Annotated in this window: 22 protein-coding genes and 2 tRNA genes; 20 read left to right on the forward strand and 4 right to left on the reverse strand. The window is 46.5% G+C overall.

Annotated features, from left to right (window positions below; genetic code table 11):
• Positions 1-4: 4 nt before the first annotated feature.
• Genes FD977_RS05295 through FD977_RS05310 form a run of 4 tightly spaced genes read left to right on the forward strand, consistent with a single transcriptional unit; the run spans position 5 to position 2277 of the window.
• Positions 5-469 (forward strand): VOC family protein, encoded by a 465-nt coding sequence (locus FD977_RS05295; protein ID WP_215306943.1) that lies wholly within the window; start codon positions 5-7, stop codon positions 467-469.
• Positions 470-486: 17 nt separating this feature from the next.
• On the forward strand, positions 487-1209 hold the full coding sequence (gene tsaB / locus FD977_RS05300) for a tRNA (adenosine(37)-N6)-threonylcarbamoyltransferase complex dimerization subunit type 1 TsaB (RefSeq protein WP_251369555.1): 723 nt from the start codon (positions 487-489) through the stop codon (positions 1207-1209).
• On the forward strand, positions 1202-1747 hold the full coding sequence (gene rimI / locus FD977_RS05305) for a ribosomal protein S18-alanine N-acetyltransferase (protein WP_215306945.1): 546 nt from the start codon (positions 1202-1204) through the stop codon (positions 1745-1747). The genes tsaB and rimI overlap by 8 nt, the downstream gene beginning before the upstream one ends.
• A gap of 2 nt (positions 1748-1749) precedes the next feature.
• Positions 1750-2277 (forward strand): hypothetical protein, encoded by a 528-nt coding sequence (locus FD977_RS05310; RefSeq protein WP_215306946.1) that lies wholly within the window; start codon positions 1750-1752, stop codon positions 2275-2277.
• A 9-nt stretch (positions 2278-2286) separates the two neighbouring features.
• On the opposite strand, the gene lplT is transcribed toward FD977_RS05310, so the two are convergent.
• Positions 2287-3606 (reverse strand): lysophospholipid transporter LplT, encoded by a 1320-nt coding sequence (gene lplT, locus FD977_RS05315; RefSeq protein WP_215306948.1) that lies wholly within the window; start codon positions 3604-3606, stop codon positions 2287-2289.
• Positions 3607-3677: 71 nt separating this feature from the next.
• Here lplT and alr point away from each other — a divergent pair, with 71 nt between their 5' ends.
• A complete protein-coding gene (gene alr, locus FD977_RS05320; protein ID WP_215307061.1) occupies positions 3678-4778 on the forward strand; it encodes an alanine racemase in 1101 nt (366 codons plus the stop codon).
• Between the two features lie 41 nt (positions 4779-4819).
• Here alr and FD977_RS05325 read toward each other — a convergent pair whose 3' ends face one another.
• On the reverse strand, positions 4820-5692 hold the full coding sequence (locus FD977_RS05325; protein ID WP_215306950.1) for an outer membrane protein assembly factor BamD: 873 nt from the start codon (positions 5690-5692) through the stop codon (positions 4820-4822).
• Positions 5693-5712: 20 nt separating this feature from the next.
• Here FD977_RS05325 and FD977_RS05330 point away from each other — a divergent pair, with 20 nt between their 5' ends.
• The 7 genes from FD977_RS05330 (at position 5713) to FD977_RS05360 (ending at position 13317) form a co-directional block, all read left to right on the forward strand.
• Entirely contained in the window at positions 5713-6756 is a 1044-nt protein-coding gene (locus FD977_RS05330) for an RluA family pseudouridine synthase (protein WP_215306952.1), read from the forward strand.
• Positions 6737-7516: a peptidoglycan editing factor PgeF gene (gene pgeF, locus FD977_RS05335; protein WP_215306954.1), complete on the forward strand. Its 780-nt coding sequence runs from the start codon at positions 6737-6739 to the stop codon at positions 7514-7516. The genes FD977_RS05330 and pgeF overlap by 20 nt, the downstream gene beginning before the upstream one ends.
• Positions 7517-7618: 102 nt before the next feature.
• The gene (gene phaC, locus FD977_RS05340) at positions 7619-9253 is read left to right on the forward strand and encodes a class I poly(R)-hydroxyalkanoic acid synthase (protein WP_215306956.1); all 1635 of its coding nucleotides are present in this window, start codon (positions 7619-7621) and stop codon (positions 9251-9253) included.
• A 21-nt stretch (positions 9254-9274) separates the two neighbouring features.
• Positions 9275-10015 carry a 3-ketoacyl-ACP reductase gene (locus tag FD977_RS05345; protein WP_215306958.1) on the forward strand — a complete coding sequence of 247 codons (741 nt, stop codon included), beginning with the start codon at positions 9275-9277 and terminating at the stop codon, positions 10013-10015.
• 116 nt (positions 10016-10131) lie between these two features.
• On the forward strand, positions 10132-10692 hold the full coding sequence (gene phaR / locus FD977_RS05350) for a polyhydroxyalkanoate synthesis repressor PhaR (protein WP_215306960.1): 561 nt from the start codon (positions 10132-10134) through the stop codon (positions 10690-10692).
• 2 nt (positions 10693-10694) lie between these two features.
• Positions 10695-12053, forward strand: coding sequence for a 30S ribosomal protein S12 methylthiotransferase RimO (gene rimO, locus FD977_RS05355; RefSeq protein WP_215306962.1), 1359 nt, complete (start codon positions 10695-10697; stop codon positions 12051-12053).
• A 79-nt stretch (positions 12054-12132) separates the two neighbouring features.
• Positions 12133-13317 (forward strand): acetyl-CoA C-acyltransferase family protein, encoded by a 1185-nt coding sequence (locus FD977_RS05360; protein WP_215306964.1) that lies wholly within the window; start codon positions 12133-12135, stop codon positions 13315-13317.
• Here FD977_RS05360 and serB read toward each other — a convergent pair.
• Both serB and mfd read right to left on the reverse strand, forming a co-directional pair.
• Positions 13314-14204 carry a phosphoserine phosphatase SerB gene (gene serB / locus FD977_RS05365; RefSeq protein WP_215306966.1) on the reverse strand — a complete coding sequence of 297 codons (891 nt, stop codon included), beginning with the start codon at positions 14202-14204 and terminating at the stop codon, positions 13314-13316. The two genes, FD977_RS05360 and serB, sit on opposite strands and share 4 nt — an antisense overlap.
• A 20-nt stretch (positions 14205-14224) precedes the next feature.
• Complete coding sequence (mfd, locus tag FD977_RS05370; protein WP_215306968.1) at positions 14225-17779, reverse strand: transcription-repair coupling factor; 3555 nt, start codon at positions 17777-17779, stop codon at positions 14225-14227.
• 23 nt (positions 17780-17802) lie between these two features.
• Between mfd and ispD the strand changes: the two genes are divergently transcribed.
• The 8 genes from ispD (at position 17803) to FD977_RS05410 (ending at position 25502) form a co-directional block, all read left to right on the forward strand.
• Positions 17803-18561 (forward strand): 2-C-methyl-D-erythritol 4-phosphate cytidylyltransferase, encoded by a 759-nt coding sequence (gene ispD, locus FD977_RS05375; protein WP_215306970.1) that lies wholly within the window; start codon positions 17803-17805, stop codon positions 18559-18561.
• 25 nt (positions 18562-18586) lie between these two features.
• Positions 18587-19090, forward strand: a complete 504-nt coding sequence (gene ispF / locus FD977_RS05380) for a 2-C-methyl-D-erythritol 2,4-cyclodiphosphate synthase (RefSeq protein WP_215306972.1) — start codon at positions 18587-18589, stop codon at positions 19088-19090.
• 81 nt (positions 19091-19171) lie between these two features.
• A tRNA-Leu gene (locus tag FD977_RS05385) sits at positions 19172-19258 on the forward strand.
• 57 nt (positions 19259-19315) lie between these two features.
• Entirely contained in the window at positions 19316-20653 is a 1338-nt protein-coding gene (gene tig, locus FD977_RS05390; RefSeq protein ID WP_215306974.1) for a trigger factor, read from the forward strand.
• A 27-nt stretch (positions 20654-20680) separates the two neighbouring features.
• Positions 20681-21310 carry an ATP-dependent Clp endopeptidase proteolytic subunit ClpP gene (gene clpP, locus FD977_RS05395; RefSeq protein ID WP_215306976.1) on the forward strand — a complete coding sequence of 210 codons (630 nt, stop codon included), beginning with the start codon at positions 20681-20683 and terminating at the stop codon, positions 21308-21310.
• 27 nt (positions 21311-21337) lie between these two features.
• Positions 21338-22699, forward strand: coding sequence for an ATP-dependent Clp protease ATP-binding subunit ClpX (clpX, locus tag FD977_RS05400; RefSeq protein WP_215306977.1), 1362 nt, complete (start codon positions 21338-21340; stop codon positions 22697-22699).
• A 177-nt stretch (positions 22700-22876) separates the two neighbouring features.
• A complete protein-coding gene (gene lon / locus FD977_RS05405; RefSeq protein WP_215306978.1) occupies positions 22877-25309 on the forward strand; it encodes an endopeptidase La in 2433 nt (810 codons plus the stop codon).
• A gap of 117 nt (positions 25310-25426) precedes the next feature.
• Positions 25427-25502, forward strand: a tRNA-Val gene (locus FD977_RS05410).
• Positions 25503-25606: the final 104 nt, after the last annotated feature.

The raw sequence follows: 25606 nt of genomic DNA on the forward strand, positions 1-25606 counted from the left end.
AATCATGACTAAACCATTCAAGATATTGGGGATTCAGCAGATTGCCATCGGCGGCGAAGATAAGGATCGTCTTCGTAAGCTTTGGATTGACTTATTAGGTTTTGAGTACAAAAGCACTTTTGTGTCCGAACGTGAAAACGTTGATGAAGATATTTGTGCAATCGGTAAGGGGCCCCATGAGATTGAAGTGGATTTGATGCAGCCATTCGATATTGAAAAGAAGCCCGCTGTTCATCAAACCCCCCTCAATCACGTTGGCTTATGGGTTGATGACCTTCCAAAGGCTGTCGAATGGTTATCTGCCCAAGGTCTTCGCTTTGCTCCTGGCGGGATACGTATGGGCGCCGCTGGTTATGACATTACATTTGTTCACCCCAAAGGAAATGAGGAGTTTCCTCTGTGCGGTGAGGGCGTATTGATTGAACTAGTTCAGGCACCACTAGATATCATTGCAAGCTTGAGTTCATAAGATCAAGAGAGTTCCAATTGACCCATATATTGGCCATCGATACCTCCTCAGCCTGGTGTTCGGTGGCTTTATCTTTAGCTAATGCTCCCCCCGTAGTTCGCCACCAAAAGGTGTCGGCTGGGGCTAGCCAACTTTTATTGCCTTGGGTTCAAGAGTTGCTATCTGAAGCTTCGATCGAACTTACCGACCTGGATGCCATTGCCATAGGAATCGGTCCTGGGGCTTTCACAGGTGTTCGCCTTGGCGTTGCTGCTGTTCAGGGTTTGGCAACAGCTGCTCGCTTGCCAGTGCTTCCCATTGCCAGTTTGGACGCCATCGCCAGTCAACTGGCTCAAACCCCTTCATTTATCGCATCTGGGGCGCAGTCTTGTGTCATTGCTGTTGATGCTCGCATGGGTGAGGTTTACTGGGCTAGCTATCGAGCTGGAGCCAATCTATTGCTTGAACGTCAGGGTGATATTCATCTGACTGCTCCAGAGAGAGTCGAGCTTGCGCAGATTGATTTTTTAGCGGGTAGTGCAATCATGGAGTTTGGGGATCGCCTCTTTGCTAGCGCTCCCAGTTCATTTCCTAGTACGCATCTCGATTCAACTATCGGAGTGAATGCCTTAGGCGTTTTAGCTTGCGCCCAAGATATGTGGAGCAAGGGCCTACAACAAGATGTTCACCTCTTGGAGCCCCTATACATTCGTAATAAGGTAGCGCTGACCTCTGCGGAGCGGAGTCAACAACATGGCTGATAGCCTTAACTCCGAGCAATCGAATACTGAAGGTGTTTCTGAGCTTTCATTTTTGCCTATGACTGCGGCAGATTTGGATTCGGTTCTGGCTATTGAAGCGGTTTCACACATTCACCCATGGACTAAGGGTAATTTCTCAGACTCATTGGCTGCGGGTCATTGGGCTTATTGTGTCAGACCCCAATTAGCAGATGAGGTAAAAGGCAGCTATTTAGATCCAGATATTCTTTGGGCCTATTGCATCTTGTTTCCTGCTGTAGATGAATTGCACCTTCTGAACATTACGGTTTCTCCAAAATTACGTCGCTTAGGTATCGGCGTAAAAATGATGAATGCAATTGAGGGTGTAGCTGCCCAACAAAATATGCCCCGCATCATTCTGGAGGTTCGCCCCAGCAACGAATCAGCCCTGCAACTCTATCAAAGCCTTGGGTATGAGCAAATTGGTTTGCGCAAAAATTATTACCCAGTTGATTCTGTTTATGGTGTACGTGAAGACGCACTAGTTTTGGCTAAATCGATTAAGCTTGAGGCATGAATATGAGCACCAACTCCACCTTTCTCAAAGAAATGGGTATCACTGAGTGGACATCGCGCGATGCTGCTCCAGAGCCTAATCAAGCGATACTTGCTGCCGAGGTAAGTAATGATCAGGCTGCCACAGAAACATATGAACGTCACTCTTTAGGAATATGGTGGTTTTTTGGCAATAAACCTCAGGGTGATGCCGAAGTTCTTTTTCAGAATGCCATTCGGGTTCTTGGTTTAACCCCACAAGAGTGGTCTTGGAAAAATCCTGCGGACAAATTAAATCCCGAGTTGTTGCCGCAAGATGGAACACCCATAGTTGCCTTGGCATTCGGTGGCGCTGCTGCTCAAAAATTATCTGGTGAACGCGATGCGCTGCCAGAACTTCGCGAAACTGTTTTAGCAATTAATGCTGATGGTGCAGAGGATCTGCCGCTGATAGCTACTTTTGAATTGAATCAATTACTTTCAAGGCCAAAGGATAAGGCTCTATTTTGGCAAGATCTACTACTTGCTAAGTCAGTATTACAAAATATCTAAGCCTTGTGCTTAGTGCTTGTGCTCACCAATTAAATGCATGGAGTCGTATTCGGCTTGATTGGCAGCATGACGTTTAATGACCAGCCACATGATCACGCTTACCACTACGCCAAAGCCAATAATGACCGCCTGAATTGGCGCATCCAACCAAATCAATCCGGAGTAGATTAGCAGCATCATCAAAACAGAAATATTTTCATTAAAGTTTTGAACTGCAATGGAGTGGCCGGCTGACATCAGTACGTGCCCACGATGTTGCAGAAGGGCATTCATGGGCACTACAAAATAGCCCGCTAACCAGCCCACCAAAATCAATAAGAAGTATGCTGGCAGCAATTTGAGCGAAAGCTCAAACTCCCCGACAGTCAAGACGGTAATATTAGGCAGCATGTCTGAGTTATAGATAGCCATGACGCAAACGACTAATCCCATGGCAATACCATATGGGAGTACCTTTAGTGAGCTTCTGAGAGGGATACGCCAGGCAGCATACATAGCTCCTCCGGCAACTCCAAATGCGGATATTGCTTGAAGAATGGCGCCTTGGGATAGGGTCATATGAAGGGCAACCTGAGCCCACTTAATCACAATAAATTGTAAAGTGGCACCAGCACCCCAAAACAGAGTGGTGACTGCCAATGAGATCTGACCAAGACGATCATCCCAAAGCGTCTTAAAGCAGACAGCAAAATCTTTTACCAACTCGATTGGATTGGTCTTTTGGGACTCATAGCGGGCCCCAGTGTCGGGGATGCGTAAATTAATCAGGGCTGCCAGCACATAAATCATCATGATGATCATGATGGCGGACTCTGCCGCAGTATCAATGCCAGTTTCTAGGACTGGTATATCAAATCCTAGGAGGCTTTCAGATACAGACTTGCTAATCAGGACGCCGCCAAGAACGGTACCCATGATGATGGAGCCTACAGTAAGCCCCTCAATCCAGCCGTTGGCAGCTACCAGCTTTTCAGGAGGGAGAAGCTCTGTGAGAATGCCGTATTTAGCAGGTGAATAGGCAGCAGCTCCCAAGCCCACAATCGCATAGGCCAGTAAAGGATGGCTTCCGAACAGCATGACTACGCAACCGATAAACTTAATCGTATTGGTGATGAACATGACATTGCCCTTAGGGCGTGAATCAGCAAAGGCTCCCACAAAGGCTGCCAGCAATACATAGGAGAGGACAAAGAATAATTTGAGTAAAGGAGTCATCCAGGCCGGAGCATTAAGCTGGACCAAGAGGGCGATTGCTGCTATCAGCAAGGCGTTATCTGCAAGCGACGAAAAAAATTGCGCCGCCATAATGATGTAAAAACTACGGTTCATTCGTACAATCTAGTCATTAATTAATTAAAACATGAAAGGAGGGTGTATTGAGTCAGTCGGCTAACCGCTTTATTAGTAGGCCTATTGTGGCAACTATACACACTGCTGCCTTTCGACATAATTTAGGCCGTATTCGGGAGCTTGCCCCAGAATCTAAGATTTGGTCTGTTGTGAAGGCTAAAGCCTATGGCCATAGCCTAGAAGCCGCATTTAAGGGGCTGGAATCTACCGATGGCTTTGCCTTGCTGGATATTGCTGATGCTCAATGGCTAAGAGATCATGGTTGGGGGGGTCGCATTCTCCTTTTAGAGGGTCTTTTTAGTCAGAGAGAGCTAGAGCTAGTAATTAAGCTTCAATGTGACTTAGTGGTTCATAGTGAGAAGCAGGTCCTATGGCTAGAAAGCGTCCAAAATCATTCGGGCCGCCCAATAAACGTCTTTCTAAAACTGAATTCTGGCATGAATCGCCTTGGTTTTAGGCCAGAAGAATATCGCACGGCTTTTCATCGCTTGCATGCTGCCGGATACCATCTGCATCACATGACGCACTTTGCTAATGCGGACCAGGTTGATCATTCGCCAACGGTCGGAGAGCAAATGGAGTGTTTCAACAAAACTACCGAAGGTCTTGAGGCGCCATCTTCCTTGGCGAATTCAGCTGCGATCCTTTGGCATCGCAACGCATTGGGGGACTGGGTGCGTCCGGGTATTTTGCTTTATGGCGTTTCGCCAACTGGGGTGCATGCCGACATCATCCGCTCTGAATTTCAAGCGGTGATGAGTTTGCGCAGTGAAATCATCGATATCCAAAACCTCAAGAAAGGTGATCATGTGGGTTACGGTAGTCGCTATGAGGCTCCAGAAGATATGCGCGTTGGTGTGATCGCTGGTGGCTATGCCGATGGATATCCACGTCATGCGGAAGATGGCACGCCAGTTTGGGTTGAGGCTGCCGATGCTCAGGGCGATGGCGTCATTTGCCCGATTGTTGGGAGAGTCTCTATGGACATGTTGACGATTGATCTGCGCGAGGCACCTAATGCCAAGATTGGCAGTGTAGTGGAGCTATGGGGTAATGAAGTACCGGTAGATGATGTGGCTCAAATGAGTGGCACCATCGGCTATGAATTGATTTGCGCATTAGCGCAGAGAGTGCCGGTTCTTACTGAGTGAAGTCACCGGCGTTATTGATGTTTATTAATTCTTATTAGCTCTTACTTATTCCAGATCTGCCACCAGCGACGTTCTTTTTGAACTCGTTGACCAGTTATCAACATTTGACTGTCGGGGAAATTGAGCTTAAAGACACGAGCTGCATCGTTACTCAGATCAGTCATGCCCAGCTTTTCATAAGACTTCGTCAACAGGTAGAGCGCTTCCTCAACCGCTGGTGCGCGATCATAATCTCGAATCACGAGCTGAGCTCTATTAGCTGATGCTAAGTAGGCGCCGCGTTGATAGTAGAAGCGGGCCACAATGACATCTGCCTCTGCTAATGAATTCACAATATAGCGCATCCGATCTAAAGAGTCGGGAGCATATTTACTATCAGGAAAACGTTCAACAACAACTTTGAAAGATTCAAAAGCTTCTTTAGCCGCCTTCGGGTCTCGCTCACTCAAATCTTGCCCTGTAAATTTACCGAGCCAACCTAAATCATCATTAAAGCTGATTAAGCCTTTGAGGTAATAGCCGTAATCTAAGTTGGGACTACCTTGATGCAGCTTAATAAATCGATCGATCGCAACTAGGGCTTGGGCTTGCTCTTGTGCTTTCCAATAGCAAAAGGCAGCATTAATTTGTGCCTGTTGAGAATAAGGTCCAAATGGGAACCGACCTTCTAGCTTTTCAAAATACTTGCCGCACTTTGCATAGTCCGCATCTTTCAGTTTCTCATTGGCTTCGGAATACAGTTTTGTTTCTGACCAAATATCCGTGTCATCTTTTTGGCCATCACTGCCTGCACATCCACTCAGGACAAGGCAAGCAACGCTAGCGCCGACAATGAGAGAAATGAGGGATTTTCTGGAAGATGTCCCAAGGGTGGTCGCAAGCCTTAAACTGGCGTCTGTAATAACGTCCGACATAACTAAAAGGCTCTTTAAGCGTGGCATTGCCGCATACTCCAGATTCGAATCCCATTGATTATATCGATGATGAGGATTTCATAGCCCTAGAAGTTCCTCCCGAGGTCAGCGGAGAGCGTTTGGATAAGTTTCTTGGCGGCGCTTTGCCTGATTATTCCCGCAATCGCCTTAAATCCTGGGTTGAGGCTGGGGCGGTAACGGTCGATGGAAAAGTCACCAAAGTCCGTCATTTACTTCGTGGGAGCGAAAGTATTAAGGTGTTTCCTCAAGAAATGCCTGAACAGTTCGCTTTTTCTCCTGAAAACATCCCCCTAGATGTCGTTTATGAAGATGACTCCATTATTGTGGTCAATAAACCTGCTGGACTCGTGGTTCATCCTGCCGCTGGTAATTGGACGGGAACCCTGTTAAATGCCTTGCTATATCGTTTTCCGGAGCTCAAGCAGCTTCCAAGAGCGGGCATTGTTCATCGACTAGATAAAGATACCTCTGGACTCATGGTAGTTGCCAGAACCGATATTGCCCAAACCTCCTTGGTAAGACAGCTTCAAGAGCGGACAGTCGGGAGACGTTATCTATCATGGGTCTGGGGTGATGCCCCTTCTCAGGGTAAGGTGCTGGCGACTGTTGGTCGAGATCAGCGCGATCGGCTCAAAATGTCCGCGGGTTCTGCTCAAGGTAAACCTGCCGCTACCTTATTTCGGCGCTTGGCTAAAGGGAGCTTTACAGAAAGTTCAGTTGCTTTACTGGAGTGCCGCTTAGAGACTGGCCGCACCCATCAAATTCGGGTTCATTTGGAGTCTTTGGGTTTCCCTCTTTTGGGTGATCCGGTCTATCGCAAGAGGACCCCTGGAGTGGCTAAATCATTACCATTTAGTCGCCAAGCTCTACATGCTTACGCCTTAAGTCTGCAGCACCCAGTAACTCAAGAAGTCATGACCTGGTTTAGATTGCCTCCCCAGGATTTGATTGATTTATTGCCTTTAGTGGGAATGACTGAAGCCGACTTGCCAAGAGAAGAGGCTCTATTAGCCTCAATTAAAAATGATCAACGCGCTCAATAGGATTGAACCAAGCTGGACTGTGTCACAGCGAATTCAGGCTTTTTGCACTACCAGGCAAGGCGGCATTAGTAAGCCACCATTCAATAGTCTTAACCTTGGGCTTAATGCGGGTGACAATTTGGCGGATGTTCTCCAAAACCGGAGCATCGTCAGGTCAGAGTTACCCGCTGAGCCGCTTTGGCTCAAACAGATTCATGGCGTCACGGTAAGTACCCCAGCCTCGAGGAATGCTTTGGGCAATGGGCCATTTGAGGCAGATGCTGCAGTCACCAACATCCCAAATGAGGTGCTGGCCATTCTGGCTGCCGATTGCATGCCAGCATTGTTTGCCAGCAGGAGTGGTGATGTGATTGGGGCGGCTCATGCAGGTTGGCGCGGTTTGAGCAGTGGCGTTCTGGAAAACACGATCAATGAAATGATTGCCCTTTCTCCAGGCCTGACGACAAGTGATATCAGTGCGTGGCTGGGTCCAGCGATTGGGACGAGCGCATTTGAAGTGGGTGAAGATGTTTTGCAAGCCTTTGCTCAGCAGGGCAAAGACATCCTATCCAAGGCCTTTATTCCAATAATCGGCATCCCTGGAAAGTGTTTGGCTGATCTATATTTACTGGCAAGAGATCGCTTACGTTCTCTAGGTATAGAACAAATTACTGGCGGTGAGTTTTGCACCGTTAGTGACCCAGAGCGCTTCTTTTCATACCGCCGGGATAAGGCCACGGGTCGCTTTGCCTCTCTTATTTGGATTGCAGAAAGCGCTTAATCTTGGGGTTATTACTAGCCCAGCTTTGGGGCTAGGGTTATTGCGTATAACCCTTCTAGCCTGATAGATGGAGAATGATCTTAATAACTTTACGAGATCATTATGTTTGCAGGCATGAATACAGGTGTAGCGCCATCGTTGGCCCCACACCATATGGCGTTAATTCCCCCAGAACGCTTAGCGGAAATTCAAAAAGAATATTTTACTGAGTTCTCTCATCTTGCAACCAATCCTGAAGCCGTTGAAGTAAAGGATCGCCGTTTCTCTGGCAAAGCCTGGCACTCCTCATGGAGCAAAATGATTGCGGCAACCTATTTGCTGAATTCAAAACATTTAATTGCCCTTGCTAAAGCAGTAGATGCGGATGAAAAAACGAAGATCAAGATTTTGTTCACTACCGAGCAAATGATTGATGCATTGTCACCATCCAACTTTATTGCAACCAATCCCGAGGTTCTTGAAAACATAATCAGCTCACAAGGCCAATCCATTCAAAACGGCATTGTGAATTTGCTTGGTGATCTCAAAAAAGGGAAAGTTTCTCAGACGGATGAAAGCGCTTTTGAAGTCGGAAAAAATATTGCAACAACTGAAGGTCAAGTGGTATTTCGTAATGATCTGTTTGAATTAATTCAGTACACGCCGCTAACCGAAACGGTGTTTGAACGCCCATACTTAATGGTGCCGCCTTGCATTAACAAGTACTACATTTTAGACTTACAACCCGATAACTCAGTTGTGCGTTACATGGTTGAGCAAGGTCACACTGTTTTCTTGGTTTCCTGGAAAAATCCAGATGCTTCAATGTCCAAAATTACTTGGGATGACTATGTAGGTGATGGCGTCATTAAGGCGATTGAAGTCGTCAAAGATATTGGCGGTACTGATCTAATTAACGTTCTCGGTTTTTGTGTCGGCGGAACGTTAACTTCTACCGCTTTGGCAGTACTAGCGGCACGGAAAAAGAATTACGTTGCTAGCTTAACCTTGCTAACTACTCTGCTGGATTTTAGCGATAGCGGCATCCTGGATGTGTTCATCGATGAAGGCATGGTGAAGTTGCGTGAGGGTACTATTGGTGGCGAAGGCGGTCAATTCGGCATGATGTCTGGCTTAGACTTGGGCAATACCTTTTCCTTCTTGCGCCCGAATGACCTAGTCTGGAATTATGTTGTGGAGAATTATTTAAAAGGTAATTCGCCGCCGCCATTTGATTTGCTCTATTGGAATGGCGATTCGACCAATCTGCCTGGCCCAATGTACTGTTGGTACCTGCGCTATACCTACTTACAAAATGAATTAATCAAACCCGGCAAGCTCACCGTTTGCGGAGAAAAAGTGGATCTCGGCAAAATTACTGTTCCAGCCTATATCTACGCATCGCATGATGATCACATCGTGCCTTGGAAATCTGCTTATGAGTCTACGCATATCTTGAAGGGTAAGAGCCGTTTTGTTTTGGGTGCTTCTGGACATATTGCTGGCGTGATTAATCCACCAGCAAAAAATAAGCGCCATTATTTTGAAAACAATAAATTAGCCAAGACTGCAGATGAGTGGTTGGCTGCGGCAAAGGATATTAAAGGTAGTTGGTGGCCTAACTACGCTAAATGGTTAGAAGAGTTTGGTGGCAAGAGAGTGGAAGCTAGTAAAGCGTTTGGTAATGCGCGCTACAAAAAACTAGAAGCAGCGCCTGGTAAGTACGTGAAAGAAAAAATATCCACAACTGCTCAATAATATTTTTATAAGGGGAAATACATGACTCAAAAGATTGCATACGTAACTGGAGGTATGGGTGGCATTGGTACCGCTATTTGTCAGCGTCTTGCTAAAGATGGCTTTAAGGTCATCGCTGGCTGCGGCCCGAATTCTCCGCGCAAAGATCGCTGGATTGGTGAGCAAAAAGCTTTGGGTTACGACTTTATCGCCTCTGAAGGTAATGTTTCTGACTGGGATAGTACGGTGATTGCCTTTGATAAGGTGAAGGCTGAAGTGGGACGGGTCGATGTTTTGGTAAATAACGCCGGTATCACTAAAGACAGCGTATTTCGCAAAATGACTCCAGATCAGTGGAAAGCAGTGATTGATACCAATCTCAATTCTTTATTCAACGTCACCAAACAAGTGGTGGATGGCATGGCTGATAACGGCTGGGGTCGCATTATCAACATCTCCTCTGTTAATGGTCAAAAGGGTCAGTTCGGTCAGTCTAACTACTCAACGGCAAAAGCGGGCTTGCACGGATTTACGATGGCTTTGTCACAAGAGCTCGCCTCTAAAGGCGTAACTGTGAATACGGTTTCCCCCGGTTATATCGGCACCGATATGGTCAAAGCCATTCGCGAAGATGTCCTTGAAAAGATTGTTGCCGGTGTTCCAGTAAAGCGCTTGGGTACCCCCGAGGAGATCGCCTCGATCTGCTGCTGGATTGCTTCTGTTGATGGTGGCTACGCTACCGGGGCTGACTTCTCCTTAAATGGCGGCCTGCACACGGGCTAAATCTTATAAAAATAGAGTTTTAGTGGTCTCATCATCGGCATATTTACCTTTAGCTCAAACTAGAGATAAACTATGCCGATGTTGCATTGCAGTACCAAGAGTTAGGAAAAAACTACATGGCCACACGTTCTAAAAAAGCCGGCGACAGCCGCTTAATCAAGAAGTATCCCAATCGTCGTTTATATGACACCCAAACCAGCGCCTATGTGACGCTGGCTGATATTAAAAATTTAGTGATGGCTGGCGATGCTTTTAGTGTTGTAGATGCAAAAACTGAAGATGATCTAACTCGCAATATTTTGCTACAAATTATTCTGGAAGAAGAGGCTGGTGGCGCTCCAGTTTTTTCAACTCAAATGCTTTCTCAAATCATCCGCTTCTATGGAAATTCCATGCAAGGTTTAATGGGTAGCTATCTTGAAAAGACCATGCAATCTTTTGTGGATATTCACAATAAGTTAGGCGATCAGACTGAGGGCATGGGCGCAGGTAGCACACCCGAGGCTTGGGCCAAGATGATGAATCTGCAAAACCCAATGATGCAAGGTCTCATGGGTAACTATATGGAGCAAAGTAAAGATCTGTTCGTGAAAATGCAAGAGCAGATGCAAAATTCCCCGAGCATGTTTAGTAGCTTCCCGTTTTCTGGGCAAGCCAATAAGACTGAAAAAGAATAATTGTGGCAGGTAAAGTTGGTTTTGTTTCCTTAGGATGCCCTAAGGCGCTGGTTGATTCCGAACTCATCCTCACGCAACTCAGCGCTGAAGGTTATGAGACTGCCAAAGATTATTCTGGTGCCGATCTGGTGGTTGTGAACACCTGTGGCTTTATTGATTCCGCGGTAGAGGAGAGTCTCGCAGCGATTGGTGAGGCCTTAGCTGAAAATGGCAAGGTGATTGTGACGGGTTGCTTAGGTGCCCGAAAAAACGCAGATGGCAGCGATCTGATTCAGAGCATTCACCCTAAGGTCCTTGCTGTGACTGGGCCGCATGCCACCCAAGAGGTGATGCAGGCTATTCATTTGCACCTGCCAAAACCGCATGATCCCTTTATTGATTTGCTGCCACCGATTGGCGTCAAGCTCACACCAAAACACTATGCCTACTTAAAGATATCTGAGGGATGCAATCACCGCTGTACTTTCTGCATTATTCCAAGCATGCGAGGGGATTTAGTTTCGCGTCCGATCGGTGAAGTCTTGCTAGAGGCGAAAAAATTATTTGAATCAGGTGTGAAAGAGTTGCTAGTGGTTTCGCAAGATACGAGTGCTTATGGTGTTGATATCCAATATCGCACTGGCTTTTGGGATGGCAAACCTGTCAAGACACGAATGTTTGACCTGGTAAATGCTTTAAACCAAATTGCAAGAGAGCATCAAGCTTGGGTGCGCTTGCATTATGTTTACCCATACCCACATGTCGATGATGTTTTGCCTTTAATGGCTGAGTTTGCTGACCACGGCTTTGGCGTACTTCCTTATCTAGATATTCCTTTGCAACATTCGCATCCAGATGTTCTTAAGCGGATGAAGCGTCCCGCCAGTGGCGAAAAGAATTTAGAACGGATTCAAGCATGGCGAGCAGCTTGTCCCGACTTGGTAATTCGCAGTACTTTTATTGCGGGCTTCCCTGGCGAAACCGAAGGTGAGTTTTTACATTTGTTGAACTTCCTTGACGATGCTCAAATCGATCGCGCGGGTTGTTTTGCTTACTCGCCAGTAGATGGAGCAACTGCCAATGCTTTGGATAATCCAGTTCCGTGTGAGTTACGAGAGGAGCGTCGTGCTCGCTTCATGGCTAAAGCTGAGGAAATCTCAATCAAGCGACTTGCAAAAAAAATAGGTAAGCGGATTCAGGTCATTATTGATCGGGTTGATGAGTCGGGTGGAGTAGGTCGAACCATTGGCGATGCCCCTGAAATTGACGGCTTGGTGCGGGTTCTAGCGCCAAGCAAGCCATCCAAGCGCTACCGCGTTGGTGAAATCATCAAAGCAACGGTGATTAGCTCCCAAGGGCATGACCTAATAGCCGAAACTTGACTATTAGAATAAAACTGGTGTCTTGGCCCTGTATTGGGTCAATTGTTTTACTTAATTAGGTATCGTAAAGGGGATTGTTATGAGTCGTGATGTCGTCGTTTTAAGTGCTGTACGTTCCGCAATTGGCGCCTTTAATGGATCGCTCAGTAGCCTTGAGCCAAGTGAGCTCGGCGGTATTGTGATGAAAGAAGCCGTTGCACGCTCCGGCGTAGATCCATCATTAATTAATTACATCACGGTAGGCAATACGATTCCGACTGACAACCGTTATGCCTATGTTGCTCGTGTAGCCTCTATTCAGGCAGGTTTGCCAATGGAATCTGTGGCGATGGCCTTGAATCGTTTGTGCAGCTCTGGTTTACAAGCAATTGTGACCACAGCTCAAGCCATTATGTTGGGCGACTGTGATTATGGTGTTGGTGGTGGCGTAGAGGTAATGTCACGTGGTATGTATGGCTCACCAGCCATGCGCAGTGGTGCGCGTATGGGCGATACCAAAATGATTGACTTGATGGTTTCTGTCCTGACGGATCCATTTGGTGTTGGTCATATGGGCGTAACAGCTGAGAATCTAGTTGAAAAGTGGAAGCTTACCCGTGAAGAGCAAGACGCTCTCGCAGTAGAGTCCCATCGCCGTGCTGCACATGCCATCAAAGAAGGTCGCTTCAAATCTCAAATTGTTCCGATTACCATCAAAACTCGCAAGGGCGATGTGGTGTTTGACACAGATGAGCATTGCAAGCCAGAAACTACGATGGAAACTTTAGCGAAGATGAAAGCAGTCTTCAAAAAAGAGGGTGGTAGTGTTACTGCAGGTAATGCATCAGGCATTAATGATGGCGCAGCATTCTTTGTATTGGCAGATGCAGAAGTGGCGAAGAAGGCAGGTCATAAGCCAATCGCCCGCTTAGTTTCTTATGCGATTGCTGGCGTACCTAACCACATCATGGGTGAGGGTCCAATCCCAGCAACCAAGATCGCTCTTGAGCGCGCTGGACTCAAATTAGATCAAATCGATGTGATTGAATCCAACGAAGCTTTTGCTGCTCAGGCATTGGCCGTTACTAAAGGTTTAGGCTTAGATCCAGCCAAGACTAACGTGAATGGTGGTGCGATTGCACTGGGTCACCCAATCGGTTGTTCTGGTGCTGCGATTGCGACTAAAGCCATTCATGAGTTACATCGAGTTCAAGGCAAATATGCTTTGGTCACCATGTGCATTGGTGGCGGACAAGGTATTGCAACGATTTTTGAGCGCCTCTAAGCAATCAGCAGTAAGGCAGCATCTAAGCCGACTCGGTCAAAAGCCGCGTCGGCTTTTTCTTTAACAATCGGTTTTGCTCTATAGGCAATACTGATACCAGAGCCATGCATCATTTGCAGATCGTTAGATCCGTCGCCCATGGTGATGGCATTCTTCTTATGGCAATTCATCAAAGTGCAGGCTTGTTCTAAATAGGCATTTTTAGCTGCGCCATCCACAATATCGCCAATGACTTTACCTGTTAGTTTGCCGTCGATGATTTCCAAAGTATTGGCTTGGGTTTGTTTGAAGCCTAACTCTTGTTGAAGCTTTTCAGTGAAGAAGGTAAAGCCACCAGAAACTAGAAGCGTATGCAGACCTCTAGCATTTGCTCCAGCAAGTAAATGAGTGGCACCAGGGTTAGGTCGCAAACGCTCACGATAGACTGAATCTAATACATCAGCAGATACCCCGGCTAAAAGGGCTACGCGCCTGCGCAAGCTTTCTTTAAAGTCTTTAATTTCGCCACGCATGGTGGCCTCAGTGATTTCTGAAACAGCTGCTTTCTTGCCAGTAAAGTCAGCAATCTCATCAATGCACTCAATATTGATGAGTGTGGAGTCCATATCCATGGCCAGCACTTTCACCTCATCCGGCTTAAATCCTGGTGATAGAAAAGCTAAATCTGCATCATGCTCACCAGCAATATTTCGCATGGCAACCCTAGCTTCTGCTGTTAAAGCTTGATCGCAAGTCCAGAGAGCAGTGAAGTATTTCGAGTGCGCATGCTCTGCACTTTCCTTGGCAATCGAAATACCTAAGACTTTTGCATGCTCAATAAATGCAGTAGTTAATTCTGCAGGGATCGCAGTATTAGCCAGGACGACAAGTGTGAGGTGACTAGACATAGAGGGTTGGCAAACAATAATTAATTGGCTTGAGCAGTATTGAGCATGGCAGATGAATTCAGACTTCTGAGAATTTTCCGAATATGCTCCAAACGTTGCTCTAGTTTCTCAAAATCTTTCTCTTTCTGGGGAAGAATTTTTAATTTATCTTGGCCGTTGAGTTGGATATATTTTGATGATTGGATCAATTGAATGATCTTCATCGGGTCAATTGGTGGATTGGGAATGAACTGAATCTGTATCGATAACGGGCTAGCATCAATCTTCTTAATTCCAAAGCTGGCCATCTCTAGGCGTAAGCGATGGGTTTCATAAAGAGATTTAGCCTGGTCAGGTAAATCACCATAGCGATCTACTAGTTCCTCGCGCAATCCCATGAGTTCAGAAAAGTCATTTGTACCAGCAAAGCGCTTATACATGGAGAGTCGTTCGTGGACGTCAGGGCAATAGTCATTGGGAAAGAGAGCTGGCACACCTAAATTGACATCGGTTGTCGCTTGGAGTGGAGACAAGAGATCTGGCTCCTTACCGCTACGCAGCGATTTGACCGCGCGGTTAAGCATCTCGGTATAAAGCTGAAATCCAATCTCATGAATCTCACCGGACTGCTTATCCCCAAGAACTTCACCAGCACCACGAATCTCTAAATCGTGCATTGCCAAATAAAAACCAGATCCAAGCTCTTCCATCGCTTGAATAGCATTTAACCGTAATTGCGCTTGCTTGCTGAGGGCCTCAGGATCTGGCACTAGTAAATAGGCATAGGCCTGATGATGTGATCGCCCAACACGTCCCCGCAATTGATGCAACTGTGCCAAGCCAAACTTATCTGCACGATGCATGATGATGGTGTTAGCAGTAGGAACGTCAATACCGGTTTCAATAATGGTCGTACATAACAAGATGTTCGTGCGCTGAGTCACAAAATCACGCATGACCGATTCCAACTCACGTTCGTGCATTTGACCGTGCGCTACGCTAATGCGCGCTTCTGGAATGAGTTCTTGTAATGCGTGTTTACGATTTTGAATGGTTTCTACTTCGTTATGGAGGAAGTAGACCTGTCCACCGCGCTTAATCTCTCGAAGAACTGCTTCACGAATCACGCCATCACCTTCTCGTCGTACAAAGGTTTTGATGGCCAGGCGCTTCTGTGGAGCAGTTGCTATGACTGAAAACTCCCGCAAACCCTCCATCGCCATACCAAGAGTTCGTGGAATGGGGGTGGCGGTTAAAGTCAGGATATCTACTTCAGCACGCAATGCTTTGAGCGCATCTTTTTGACGGACACCAAAGCGATGTTCCTCATCCACAATGACTAAGCCTAAATTGGCGAACTGGGTTTCTTTAGATAGTAGCTTGTGAGTTCCGATAATGATGTCAGCCTCGCCCTTGCTAATAGCTTCTAAGGCAGCATTAATTTCTTTAGTGGTTCTGAAGCGGGAGAGTTCAACGACGCGCACAGGCCAATCAGCAAAGCGATCTTTCCAGGTTGCGACATGTTGTTCAGCGAGTAGAGTAGTTGGAGCCAGGATAGCCACCTGCTTGCCACCCATAACCGCAACAAAACTGGCGCGTAGGGCGACCTCTGTTTTACCAAAGCCTACATCACCACACACCAGTCTATCCATAGGCGTACCACTAGTCATATCCCCAATGACTGCCGCAATGGCATTAGCTTGATCGGGGGTTTCTTCAAAGCCAAAGCTTTCTGCAAACGCAGCGTAATCATGGGCTGAGAATTCAAAAGCGTGACCTTTACGAATGGCTCTAGCGGCATATAGATTTAAAAGCTCAGCTGCGGTATCGCGTATTTGTTGAGCGGCCTTACGTCTTGCCTTATCCCACTGGCCCGAGCCCAACTGATGCAATGGTGCCGAATCAGGATCGGAGCCAGCATATCGGGTAACCATTTGTAGTTGTTGAACTGGCACATAAAGAGTGGCATCCTTGGCGTAGACCAAGTGCAGAAACTCTTCAAAAATCGGCTCTTCTTTTGGTGGCGCTAAATTCAGAAGCACTAAACCTTGGTAACGACCAATCCCATGATCAGAATGCACAACCGGATCACCGATTTTGAGTTCAGATAAATCTTTAAAGAGCATATCTGGATCAGCGCTCTCACTCTCCTTACCCTTACGTCTTTGACGAGCAGTAGCTGTAAATAGCTCTGCCTCGGTTACGATAATTAAGTTTTCAGCGGACCAGGTGAAGCCATTAAATAATTGTGCTGTTACAAGGCCAAATAGAGCATCACTCTTAATAAAATCAGAGACGCCTTCAAAACCTTCTGGTTTCAGTGGATAGAGCGGTTTGCCATGTTGACCAGCTACTGAATTGCTCTCTTCAAAGAGTTGACGAATCGATTCTTTACGACCATTGCTATCGCTGCAAATGAGCACACGTACTTTTTCTTGAGAAACTAAAGTGCGCAGTCGATTGATGGGGTCAGTGTCCCGCCGATGAACAGCTAGGTCGGGAACAGCTAAAAATTGTGGTGACTCTTTGGTATCTTTATCTGCCTCTTTATTTAATGCCAAGCGCGCATTTGGCTTGGCTGCTATAAAAAATTGATCTGCATCCAGAAATAATTCAGATGGCGGCAGAATAGGGCGATCAAGATCATGCTTTAAGAATTCATATCGAGAGACGGTGTCTTTCCAAAAACCCTTGATAGATTCTTCAACATCACCAATGCTTACAGCCCAAACAGGATCGCCTGAGCGGGGAAAGTAATCAAAGACTGTCGATGACTCTTCAAAGAAGAGGGGTAGATAAGACTCAATACCCGCACTAGGAATTCCGAGGTTGGCATCTTTGTAAATTGAGCACCGCGTTGGATCACCTTCAAATACTTCGCGCCAGCGCCCACGGAACGCCGTACGTGAAGCATCATCAAATGGGAATTCGTGACCTGGCAATAAGCGAACTTCTTTTACTGGATAGAGACTGCGCTGAGTATCGGGATCAAAGGCTCTAATCTGCTCAATTTCATCACCAAAAAGATCAAGGCGATAAGGCAAGCTAGAGCCCATTGGAAATAAATCAATCAATCCACCACGAATACTGTATTCACCGGGGCGCATTACCGAACTAACGGGATCGTAACCCGCCTGCTGCAGTTGTAGTTTTAGTGCGACTTCATTGAGCTTGTCACCCTGCCTAAAAAAGAAGGTGTGACCAGATAAAAAGTTTGGCGGGCCCAGTCTTTGCAGTGCTGTAGTAATTGGAACCAGAACAATGTCGCAGCTGCCGTTGAGTAATTCATAAAGAGTGGCTAAGCGTTCAGAAACCAAATCCTGGTGTGGCGAGAAATGGTCGTAGGGCAGGATTTCCCAGTCTGGCAGCAGGCGTGTTTTGAGTTGCGGCACAAAAGCTGGAATTTCCTCCAGAAGGCGCTGTGCCTCCTGTGCCTGGGCACAGAAAATGACCATGACTGAGAAGTCTGAGCGGTGCCGAAGAGCAGATTGGGCGATGAGTGCTGCATCTGACGAGCCAACTAGGCCTGAAAAGGTAAAGCGCTGCCCAGCCTGCGGCGCAGGTATGGGGGGTGCTAGTTTTAATGCATCAGACATCTGAGCTCATTATAGAATCAGGTATGCCCACTGGAAATCAAACTTCACCGTCTGTAGCCCAATGCCATGCCCTCTTACCTACGGCAGGGACCGGGTCTCGGCTTGGAGGAACTTTGCCAAAGCAGTTTCAGGAGCTGGCAGGAAAGCCGATGCTGGCTTACGCCTTAGATACTTTTGTTAACACTCCAGAGATTGCCTCCATTTGGGTAGGCGTCAGCCCTAGTTTTATTGATAACCCCATCCTAGGTGAGCTATCCAGTAAATCCCCCTTGATTCGTTTCACTTCGAGCGGTGGACCTAGCCGCCAAGAAACAGTCCGAAATACTTTGGCAGAGATGCTCAAAGCAGGGATTCCTGAGAACGATTGGGTTCTGGTGCACGATGCCGCTAGACCCGGAATCACACCTCAACTCATACAAAAACTCATTCTTGCAGTAATCCAAGCGGGTGAGGGCGGCTTATTAGCAATCCCCCTTGCTGACACCCTCAAAATGGCTGAAGCTCATTCCGCAATTACTGGTAATCCCAACCGAGCTGTGAAAACGATATCTCGAGATCACCTATGGCAGGCCCAAACCCCACAGATGTTTGGTTTAAAGGATCTGCACGATGCGATTGAAGAAGGTATTCGCTTGGAGGCGGATATTACGGATGAGGCCAGTGCCATCGAGCTTGCTGGCAAAACCCCTTTATTAATTGAAGGTGCGACTAGTAACTTCAAGGTAACCCACCCAGCAGATTGGGATTTGATGCAAAACATCTTGCAAACCTCCGTTAAATAAGCCTCAAGAGAATATCCACCACCCCATGACATCAAGTGCACCCCATATTCCTCAATTTCGAATCGGCCAAGGCTACGACGTTCATGCCTTAGTCGAGGGTCGCAAGCTCATACTAGGTGGGGTTCATGTCCCAAGTGACAAGGGCTTGTTAGGACATTCGGATGCGGATGCCTTGTTGCACGCCTTAACGGATGCATTGCTTGGCGCTGCAGGCTTGAATGATATTGGCCAGTTATTTCCGGATACGGATCCCCAGTTTAAGGATATGGATAGCCGTATTTTGCTCAGAGCAGCTTTGCAAAAGATCCAAGCAGCTGGATTTCATGTGGGCAATGTGGATGCAACGATTATTTGTCAAAAACCCAAATTAGCTACTTTCTTGCCGGAAATGGTCCGCAATATCGCAGCAGATTTGCTGGTTACGCCCAGCCATGTCAACCTCAAAGCTAAAACCAATGAATCTCTTGGACACCTTGGAAGGGGCGAGGGCATAGCAGTCCATGCCGTGGCTTTGCTCTACAAGGCCTAAATATCCTCCAAAACCGCTAAGCATTGTAGAATTAGGGTCTTTAGAGTGAAGCTTCAGCTCGGTAGTGTTTGCGGAATTCGCGCGAGGATGGCGAAATTGGTAGACGCACCAGGTTTAGGTCCTGACGCCAGCAATGGTGTGGGGGTTCGAGTCCCCCTCCTCGCACCACAAGATAGCTACTTGGCTTGGGCTTCACATAATCCGATTTTCAATTAAGAGACGAGAATGGCTGTGCAGATAGAAAATTTAGGTCAGTTAGACCGCAAAGTGACCTTAGAGTTCGCTCGTGCCGATTTGGCTAAGGCGAGAGAAGACCGTTTGGCTAAATTGGGTAAAACCATGAAGGCCCCAGGCTTCCGTCCAGGCAAAGTGCCTAAGACTATGGTTGAAAAGCAATATGGCATGCAAGTAGATTTCGAGCTCCAGTTCGATAAAGCCTCTGAACTGTTCTACGAGCTAGCTCAAAAAGAAAAAATTCAATTGGCTGGTCAACCTCGTCTCGATCCTAAATCAGAATTAGACGCGGACAAAATCGTGTTCGATGCTTACTTTGAAGTATTGCCAGAAGTAAAGATTGGCGATTTCAGTAAAGCAGAAGTAACTAAGTACACAACGGATATCTCCGATGCAGAGATTGATCGTGCGCTCGACGTATTGCGCAAGCAGCAAGTGCATTACCATCCACGCGGCGATGCCGGTGATCATGGCGATGGCGGTGCAAATACCGCAGCGCAAGCTGGCGACCAAGTGATTATTGACTTTGTTGGCAAGATCGATGGTGTTGAATTTGCTGGCGGTAAAGCAGAAAACTTTGAATACGTGCTCGGCGAGGGCCGTATGCTCCCAGAATTTGAAGCTGCTACATTGGGCCTCAAAGCAGGTGATAGCAAAACTTTCCCATTAAGCTTTCCAGCTGATTACCACGGTAAAGATGTTGCCGGTAAAACTGCTGATTTCACCATCACTGTAAAGTCAGTCAATTGGGCGCACCTCCCGGTAATTGACGATGCGTTTGCATTGTCTTTAGGCGTTGCCGCTGGTGGCGTTGCGAAGATGCGTGAAGAAATAAAAGAAAATTTAGATCGCGAAACCAAGCGTCGCATTACTACCTTGTTAAAAGGCGAAGTAATGGAGAAGCTCAATAGTATTTGCGAGCTTGACACACCAAAATCTTTGGTTGCTCAAGAGCAAGAGCGTTTGGTTGAGTCTGCACGTCAAGACCTCATACAGCGCGGTATTCCAAACGCTAAGGATGCCCCGATTCCTTCTGAGATGTTTGCTGAGCAAGCCATGAAACGTGTTCGCCTTGGATTGATTTTGAGCGATTTAGTAAAGCAGCAGAATTTGGCTGCCACTGCAGATCAAATTAAAGCAGAAATTGATGAGCAAGCTGCTACTTACGAAGATCCAAAAGAAGTGGTGCGTTGGTTCTACAGCAACCCTAGCCGCCTCAAAGATGTTGAGAACGTGGTACTTGAGGATAACGTGATCAAGTTTTTCACTTCGCAGGCTAAAGTGATTGACAAGGCAATTACTTTCGAAGAACTCAGCAAGCTTAATTAAGTCACTAATTTATAAAGGTCTGATCATATGAACCAGAATCATTTCCAGTCTGAGAATTTAGAGCCCAAAGGTTTGGGTTTAGTTCCAATGGTGATTGAAACCTCTGGTCGGGGTGAGAGAGCCTATGACATTTATTCGCGCCTACTTAGAGAGCGCGTAGTTTTTTTAGTTGGTGAAGTAAATGATCAAACTGCAAATTTAGTGATTGCACAGCTGTTATTTCTCGAGAGTGAGAACCCAGATAAAGAAATTTCTCTGTACATTAACTCTCCTGGCGGTTCTGTTTCAGCTGGTTTAGCGATTTACGACACCATGCAATTCATCAAGCCACACGTCAGCACTTTGTGTATGGGTATGGCTGCTAGTATGGGCGCATTCTTGTTATGTGCTGGCGAGAAGGGTAAGCGCTACGCTTTACCGAATTCACGCGTGATGATTCACCAGCCATTAGGCGGTGCACGTGGTCAAGCTTCAGACATTGAGATTCAAGCTCGTGAAATTCTTTACCTGCGCGAGCGCTTGAATAAAATTTTGTCTGACCGCACAGGTCAAACGATTGAAACAATTGCCAAAGATACTGATCGCGATAACTTTATGTCTGCAGACCAGGCCCAAGAGTATGGCTTGATCGATAAAGTCATTGATAAGCGCCCTTAATTCAAATTTCATTTTTAGATAGTTATTTTGAGCGATATTAAAAACACCACTAGCACAGACAAAGTTCTGTATTGCTCATTTTGCGGCAAGAGTCAGCACGAAGTTAAAAAGCTGATCGCTGGTCCATCGGTATTTATTTGTGATGAGTGTATTGACCTCTGTACAGACATCATTCAAGAAGAATTATCAAAGTTACCTAAGCTTGAAGGCGATGATTCTTTACCAACGCCCCATCAGATTCGCGAGAATCTGGATCAGTATGTGATTGGCCAAGATCATGCCAAGAAGACTCTAGCGGTAGCGGTTTACAACCACTACAAACGTCTACAGTATTTGCCAAAGCCAAAAAAAGAGAAACTGGATAAAGACGGCAAGCCTGTAGAAGCTGTTGATAAAAAAGAATCCAAGCTTCCCGCTAAAGCCATGGTCGACGGTGTCGAATTAGCAAAGAGCAACATCTTGCTGATCGGCCCAACTGGCTCTGGTAAAACATTATTAGCCCAGACTTTAGCGCGTATGTTGGATGTGCCGTTTGTCATGGCTGATGCAACTACCTTGACCGAAGCTGGTTATGTTGGTGAAGACGTAGAGAATATTATTCAAAAGTTATTACAGGCTTGCGACTACAACGTAGAAAAAGCGCAACGTGGCATCGTGTATATCGACGAGATCGATAAAATCTCTCGTAAATCAGATAATCCATCCATCACTCGTGATGTATCGGGTGAGGGTGTGCAACAAGCGCTGTTAAAGCTTGTTGAGGGCACCATGGCTTCTGTGCCGCCTCAAGGTGGACGTAAGCATCCAAACCAAGATTTCTTGCAAGTCGATACCACCAACATTTTGTTTATCTGTGGTGGTGCATTTGATGGTCTAGAGAAGGTCATTCAGCAGCGTACTGCGAAGACCGGTATTGGATTTAATGCTACCGTTCCAGGTAAAGATGATCGCGGCATTAGCGACCTCTTAATCGAAGTGGAGCCGGAAGATCTCATTAAGTTCGGCCTCATTCCTGAGTTGATCGGCCGCTTGCCAGTGGTAGCGACTTTGATGCAACTTGATGAAGCAGCTTTGATCCAGATCTTGACTGAGCCTAAGAACGCCTTAGTGAAGCAGTACCAGGCGCTATTAACGATGGAAGGCTCTGAGCTTGAGGTTCGTCCAGCAGCACTCTCAGCCATTGCCTTAAAAGCGATTGCCCGTAAGACGGGTGCTCGTGGCCTTCGATCCATTCTTGAGGGATCCCTCATGGATGTGATGTATGACCTGCCATCATTGAAGAATGTTCAAAAGGTTGTCATTGATGAAAGCACCATCGCTGAGGGTGGGAAGCCCATTTTGGTCTACAAGCAAGCTGAAGAATCTACAGAATTGAGTAAAAAAGCCTAATTTTTGCTGTTTTTTGCTGTTTTCAGTAGTTTTTTGCCACTTTTTGCATATTTCCCCCTTGTTTTCCGCCAGTCGGCACCCACATAGGTAGTATCCTGTTCTTAAATAATGTCCGTATCTAGTGGTACGGCATTTTTAGAGATTTTTACGGAACGACTACTTTGGAGGAATTGCCCCATGCCTGGCCACTTATTACTACCCTCTGAACCTATTCAACTGCCACTACTCCCATTAAGGGATGTGGTGGTATTTCCTCACATGGTGATTCCATTGTTTGTGGGGCGCCCAAAATCCATCAAAGCACTAGAAGCGGCCATGGAAACAGGCAAAAACGTTCTTCTAGTCGCGCAAAAGACTGCCGCAAAAGATGAGCCTAGTGTGGAGGACCTCTACGAGGTTGGCTGCATTGCCAATATTCTGCAGATGCTGAAACTTCCTGACGGTACTGTCAAAGTATTGGTGGAAGGTGTTCAACGCGCTGATGTTAGTCAAGTGGAAGATAGTCAAGGCTATTTCTCTTGCGAAGCCACTCCAACGGCTATGTCCTCATTAGATGCTCACGAGACCGAGGCATTACGTCGCGCCATCATGGCCCAATTTGATCAGTATGTGAAGCTGAACAAAAAAGTACCTCAAGAAATTCTCTCCTCATTAGGCGGCATTGATGATCCAAGCCGTTTGGCCGACACCATTTGTGCACATCTGCCAGTCAAGCTTGAGCAAAAGCAACGTTTGCTGGAGATGGGTGACGTAGTACAACGACTGGAAAGTCTTTTGGCTGATCTTGAGAGTGAGATCGATATCTTGCAAGTTGAGAAGCGAATTCGTGGACGCGTAAAGCGTCAGATGGAAAAGAGTCAGCGCGAGTACTACTTGAACGAGCAAGTTAAAGCCATTCAAAAAGAATTGGGTGAGGGCGAAGAGGGTGCTGATCTCGAGGAACTCGAGAAGCGCATTAAAGCCGCTCGTATGCCTAAAGAAGCGCTTAAAAAAGCTGAGTCCGAGCTGAAGAAGCTCAAGCTAATGTCACCAATGTCTGCTGAAGCCACGGTGATTCGTAACTTTATCGATACTTTGGTGACGCTTCCTTGGAAGAAAAAAACCAAGATCAATAATGATTTGACGAATGCCGAAAAAGTATTGGATGAAGATCACTACGGTCTTGATAAAGTCAAAGAGCGTATTTTGGAATATCTCGCGGTTCAACAACGAGTTGATCGTGTGAAGGCGCCAATCCTCTGTTTAGTTGGCCCTCCAGGTGTCGGTAAAACTTCTCTAGGCCAATCTATTGCCCGTGCAACCAACCGCAAGTTTGTGCGTATGGCCTTGGGTGGAGTTCGTGACGAATCTGAAATTCGGGGGCATCGTCGTACCTATATTGGCTCTATGCCGGGCAAGATTCTGTCTAGCCTGACTAAAGTGGGCGTGCGTAACCCTTTATTCCTATTGGACGAAGTCGATAAGATGGGTATGGATTTCCGCGGAGATCCTGCCAGTGCCCTGCTAGAGGTATTGGATCCGGAGCAGAATCACACATTCCAAGATCATTATGTTGAAGTTGATTTTGATCTCTCGGATGTGATGTTTGTTGCCACATCGAACTCATTGAATATTCCTGGTCCACTATTAGATCGTCTGGAAATTATTCGTCTTGCTGGCTATACGGAAGATGAGAAGACCAGCATTGCTATTAATTATTTAATCCCTAAACAGATTAAAAATAACGGCCTTAAGAAAGATGAACTGAAGATCGAGGAATCTGCTGTGCGTAGCATGATTCGTTATTACACTCGTGAAGCCGGTGTTCGTTCCTTGGAGCGAGAAATCAGCAAGATTTGCCGTAAAGTAGTGAAACTGCTGCTCCTGAAAAAAGAAGCTGCTCCAGTTACGGTGAATGCTGACAATCTAGAGAAGTTTCTGTCTGTGAAGATGTATGACTTTGGTCTTGCAGCAAAAGAGAATCAAGTTGGCCAAGTCACTGGTCTGGCCTGGACTGAAGTTGGCGGCGATCTACTCACCATCGAAGCAGCAGTGATGCCGGGTAAGGGCGTCATTACTCGTACAGGCTCCATTGGTGATGTCATGAAGGAATCTGTAGAAGCGGCAAAAACGGTGGTCCGCTCACGAGCAAGAGCGCTTGGCATCACTGATGAAGCATTCGAGAAGAAGGATATTCATATTCACTTTCCTGATGGTGCAACCCCGAAAGATGGTCCATCAGCTGGTATCGCCATCACCACCGCCTTGGTATCTGTATTTACAGGTATTCCAATCCGTTCAGATGTGGCAATGACGGGTGAAATTACCTTGCGCGGTGAAGTGCTTCCGATTGGCGGATTAAAAGAGAAGCTATTGGCAGCGCATCGTGGTGGCATCAAGTTGGCATTGATTCCAGAAGAGAACGTTAAAGATTTAATTGATATTCCTGACAACGTCAAGAATGCTATTGAGATCGTGCCGGTGCGATGGATTGATAAAGTTTTGGAGTTGGCTTTAGAGCGAAAACCAGTTGCTTTGTCTGATCCAACGCCAGAAGAACTTGCTAAAAAGGCAGCTGAAGCTAGTAAAGCCAATGAAAAGATTTCTTCTGGAGAGGTCTTGAAGCATTGATCCCAGTCGATGTTTGAGGGATTTTGAGTCAGATTGAGTGGTTTACTGTTGCCCACTTTGCCGAAGAATCCCTCTTTTATTCTCACACTAGGTTACAATCTCGTCTGTATTAATTTGGGGCGCTTAGCTCAGATGGTAGAGCGTCTGCCTTACACGCAGAATGTCGGCGGTTCGATCCCGTCAGCGCCCACCAGTTTCCCATTTGCTTTAATTTCCTTCCCATAGGCTTTCTAGTTTCTTCTAGACCTTCCGCCTAGTACACTCGTATCATTGATTTTATTTTCGAGCGATTAATTT

The organism is Polynucleobacter sp. AP-Elch-400A-B2, assembly GCF_018688355.1.
In the GTDB taxonomy this organism is placed as follows: Bacteria; Pseudomonadota; Gammaproteobacteria; order Burkholderiales; family Burkholderiaceae; genus Polynucleobacter.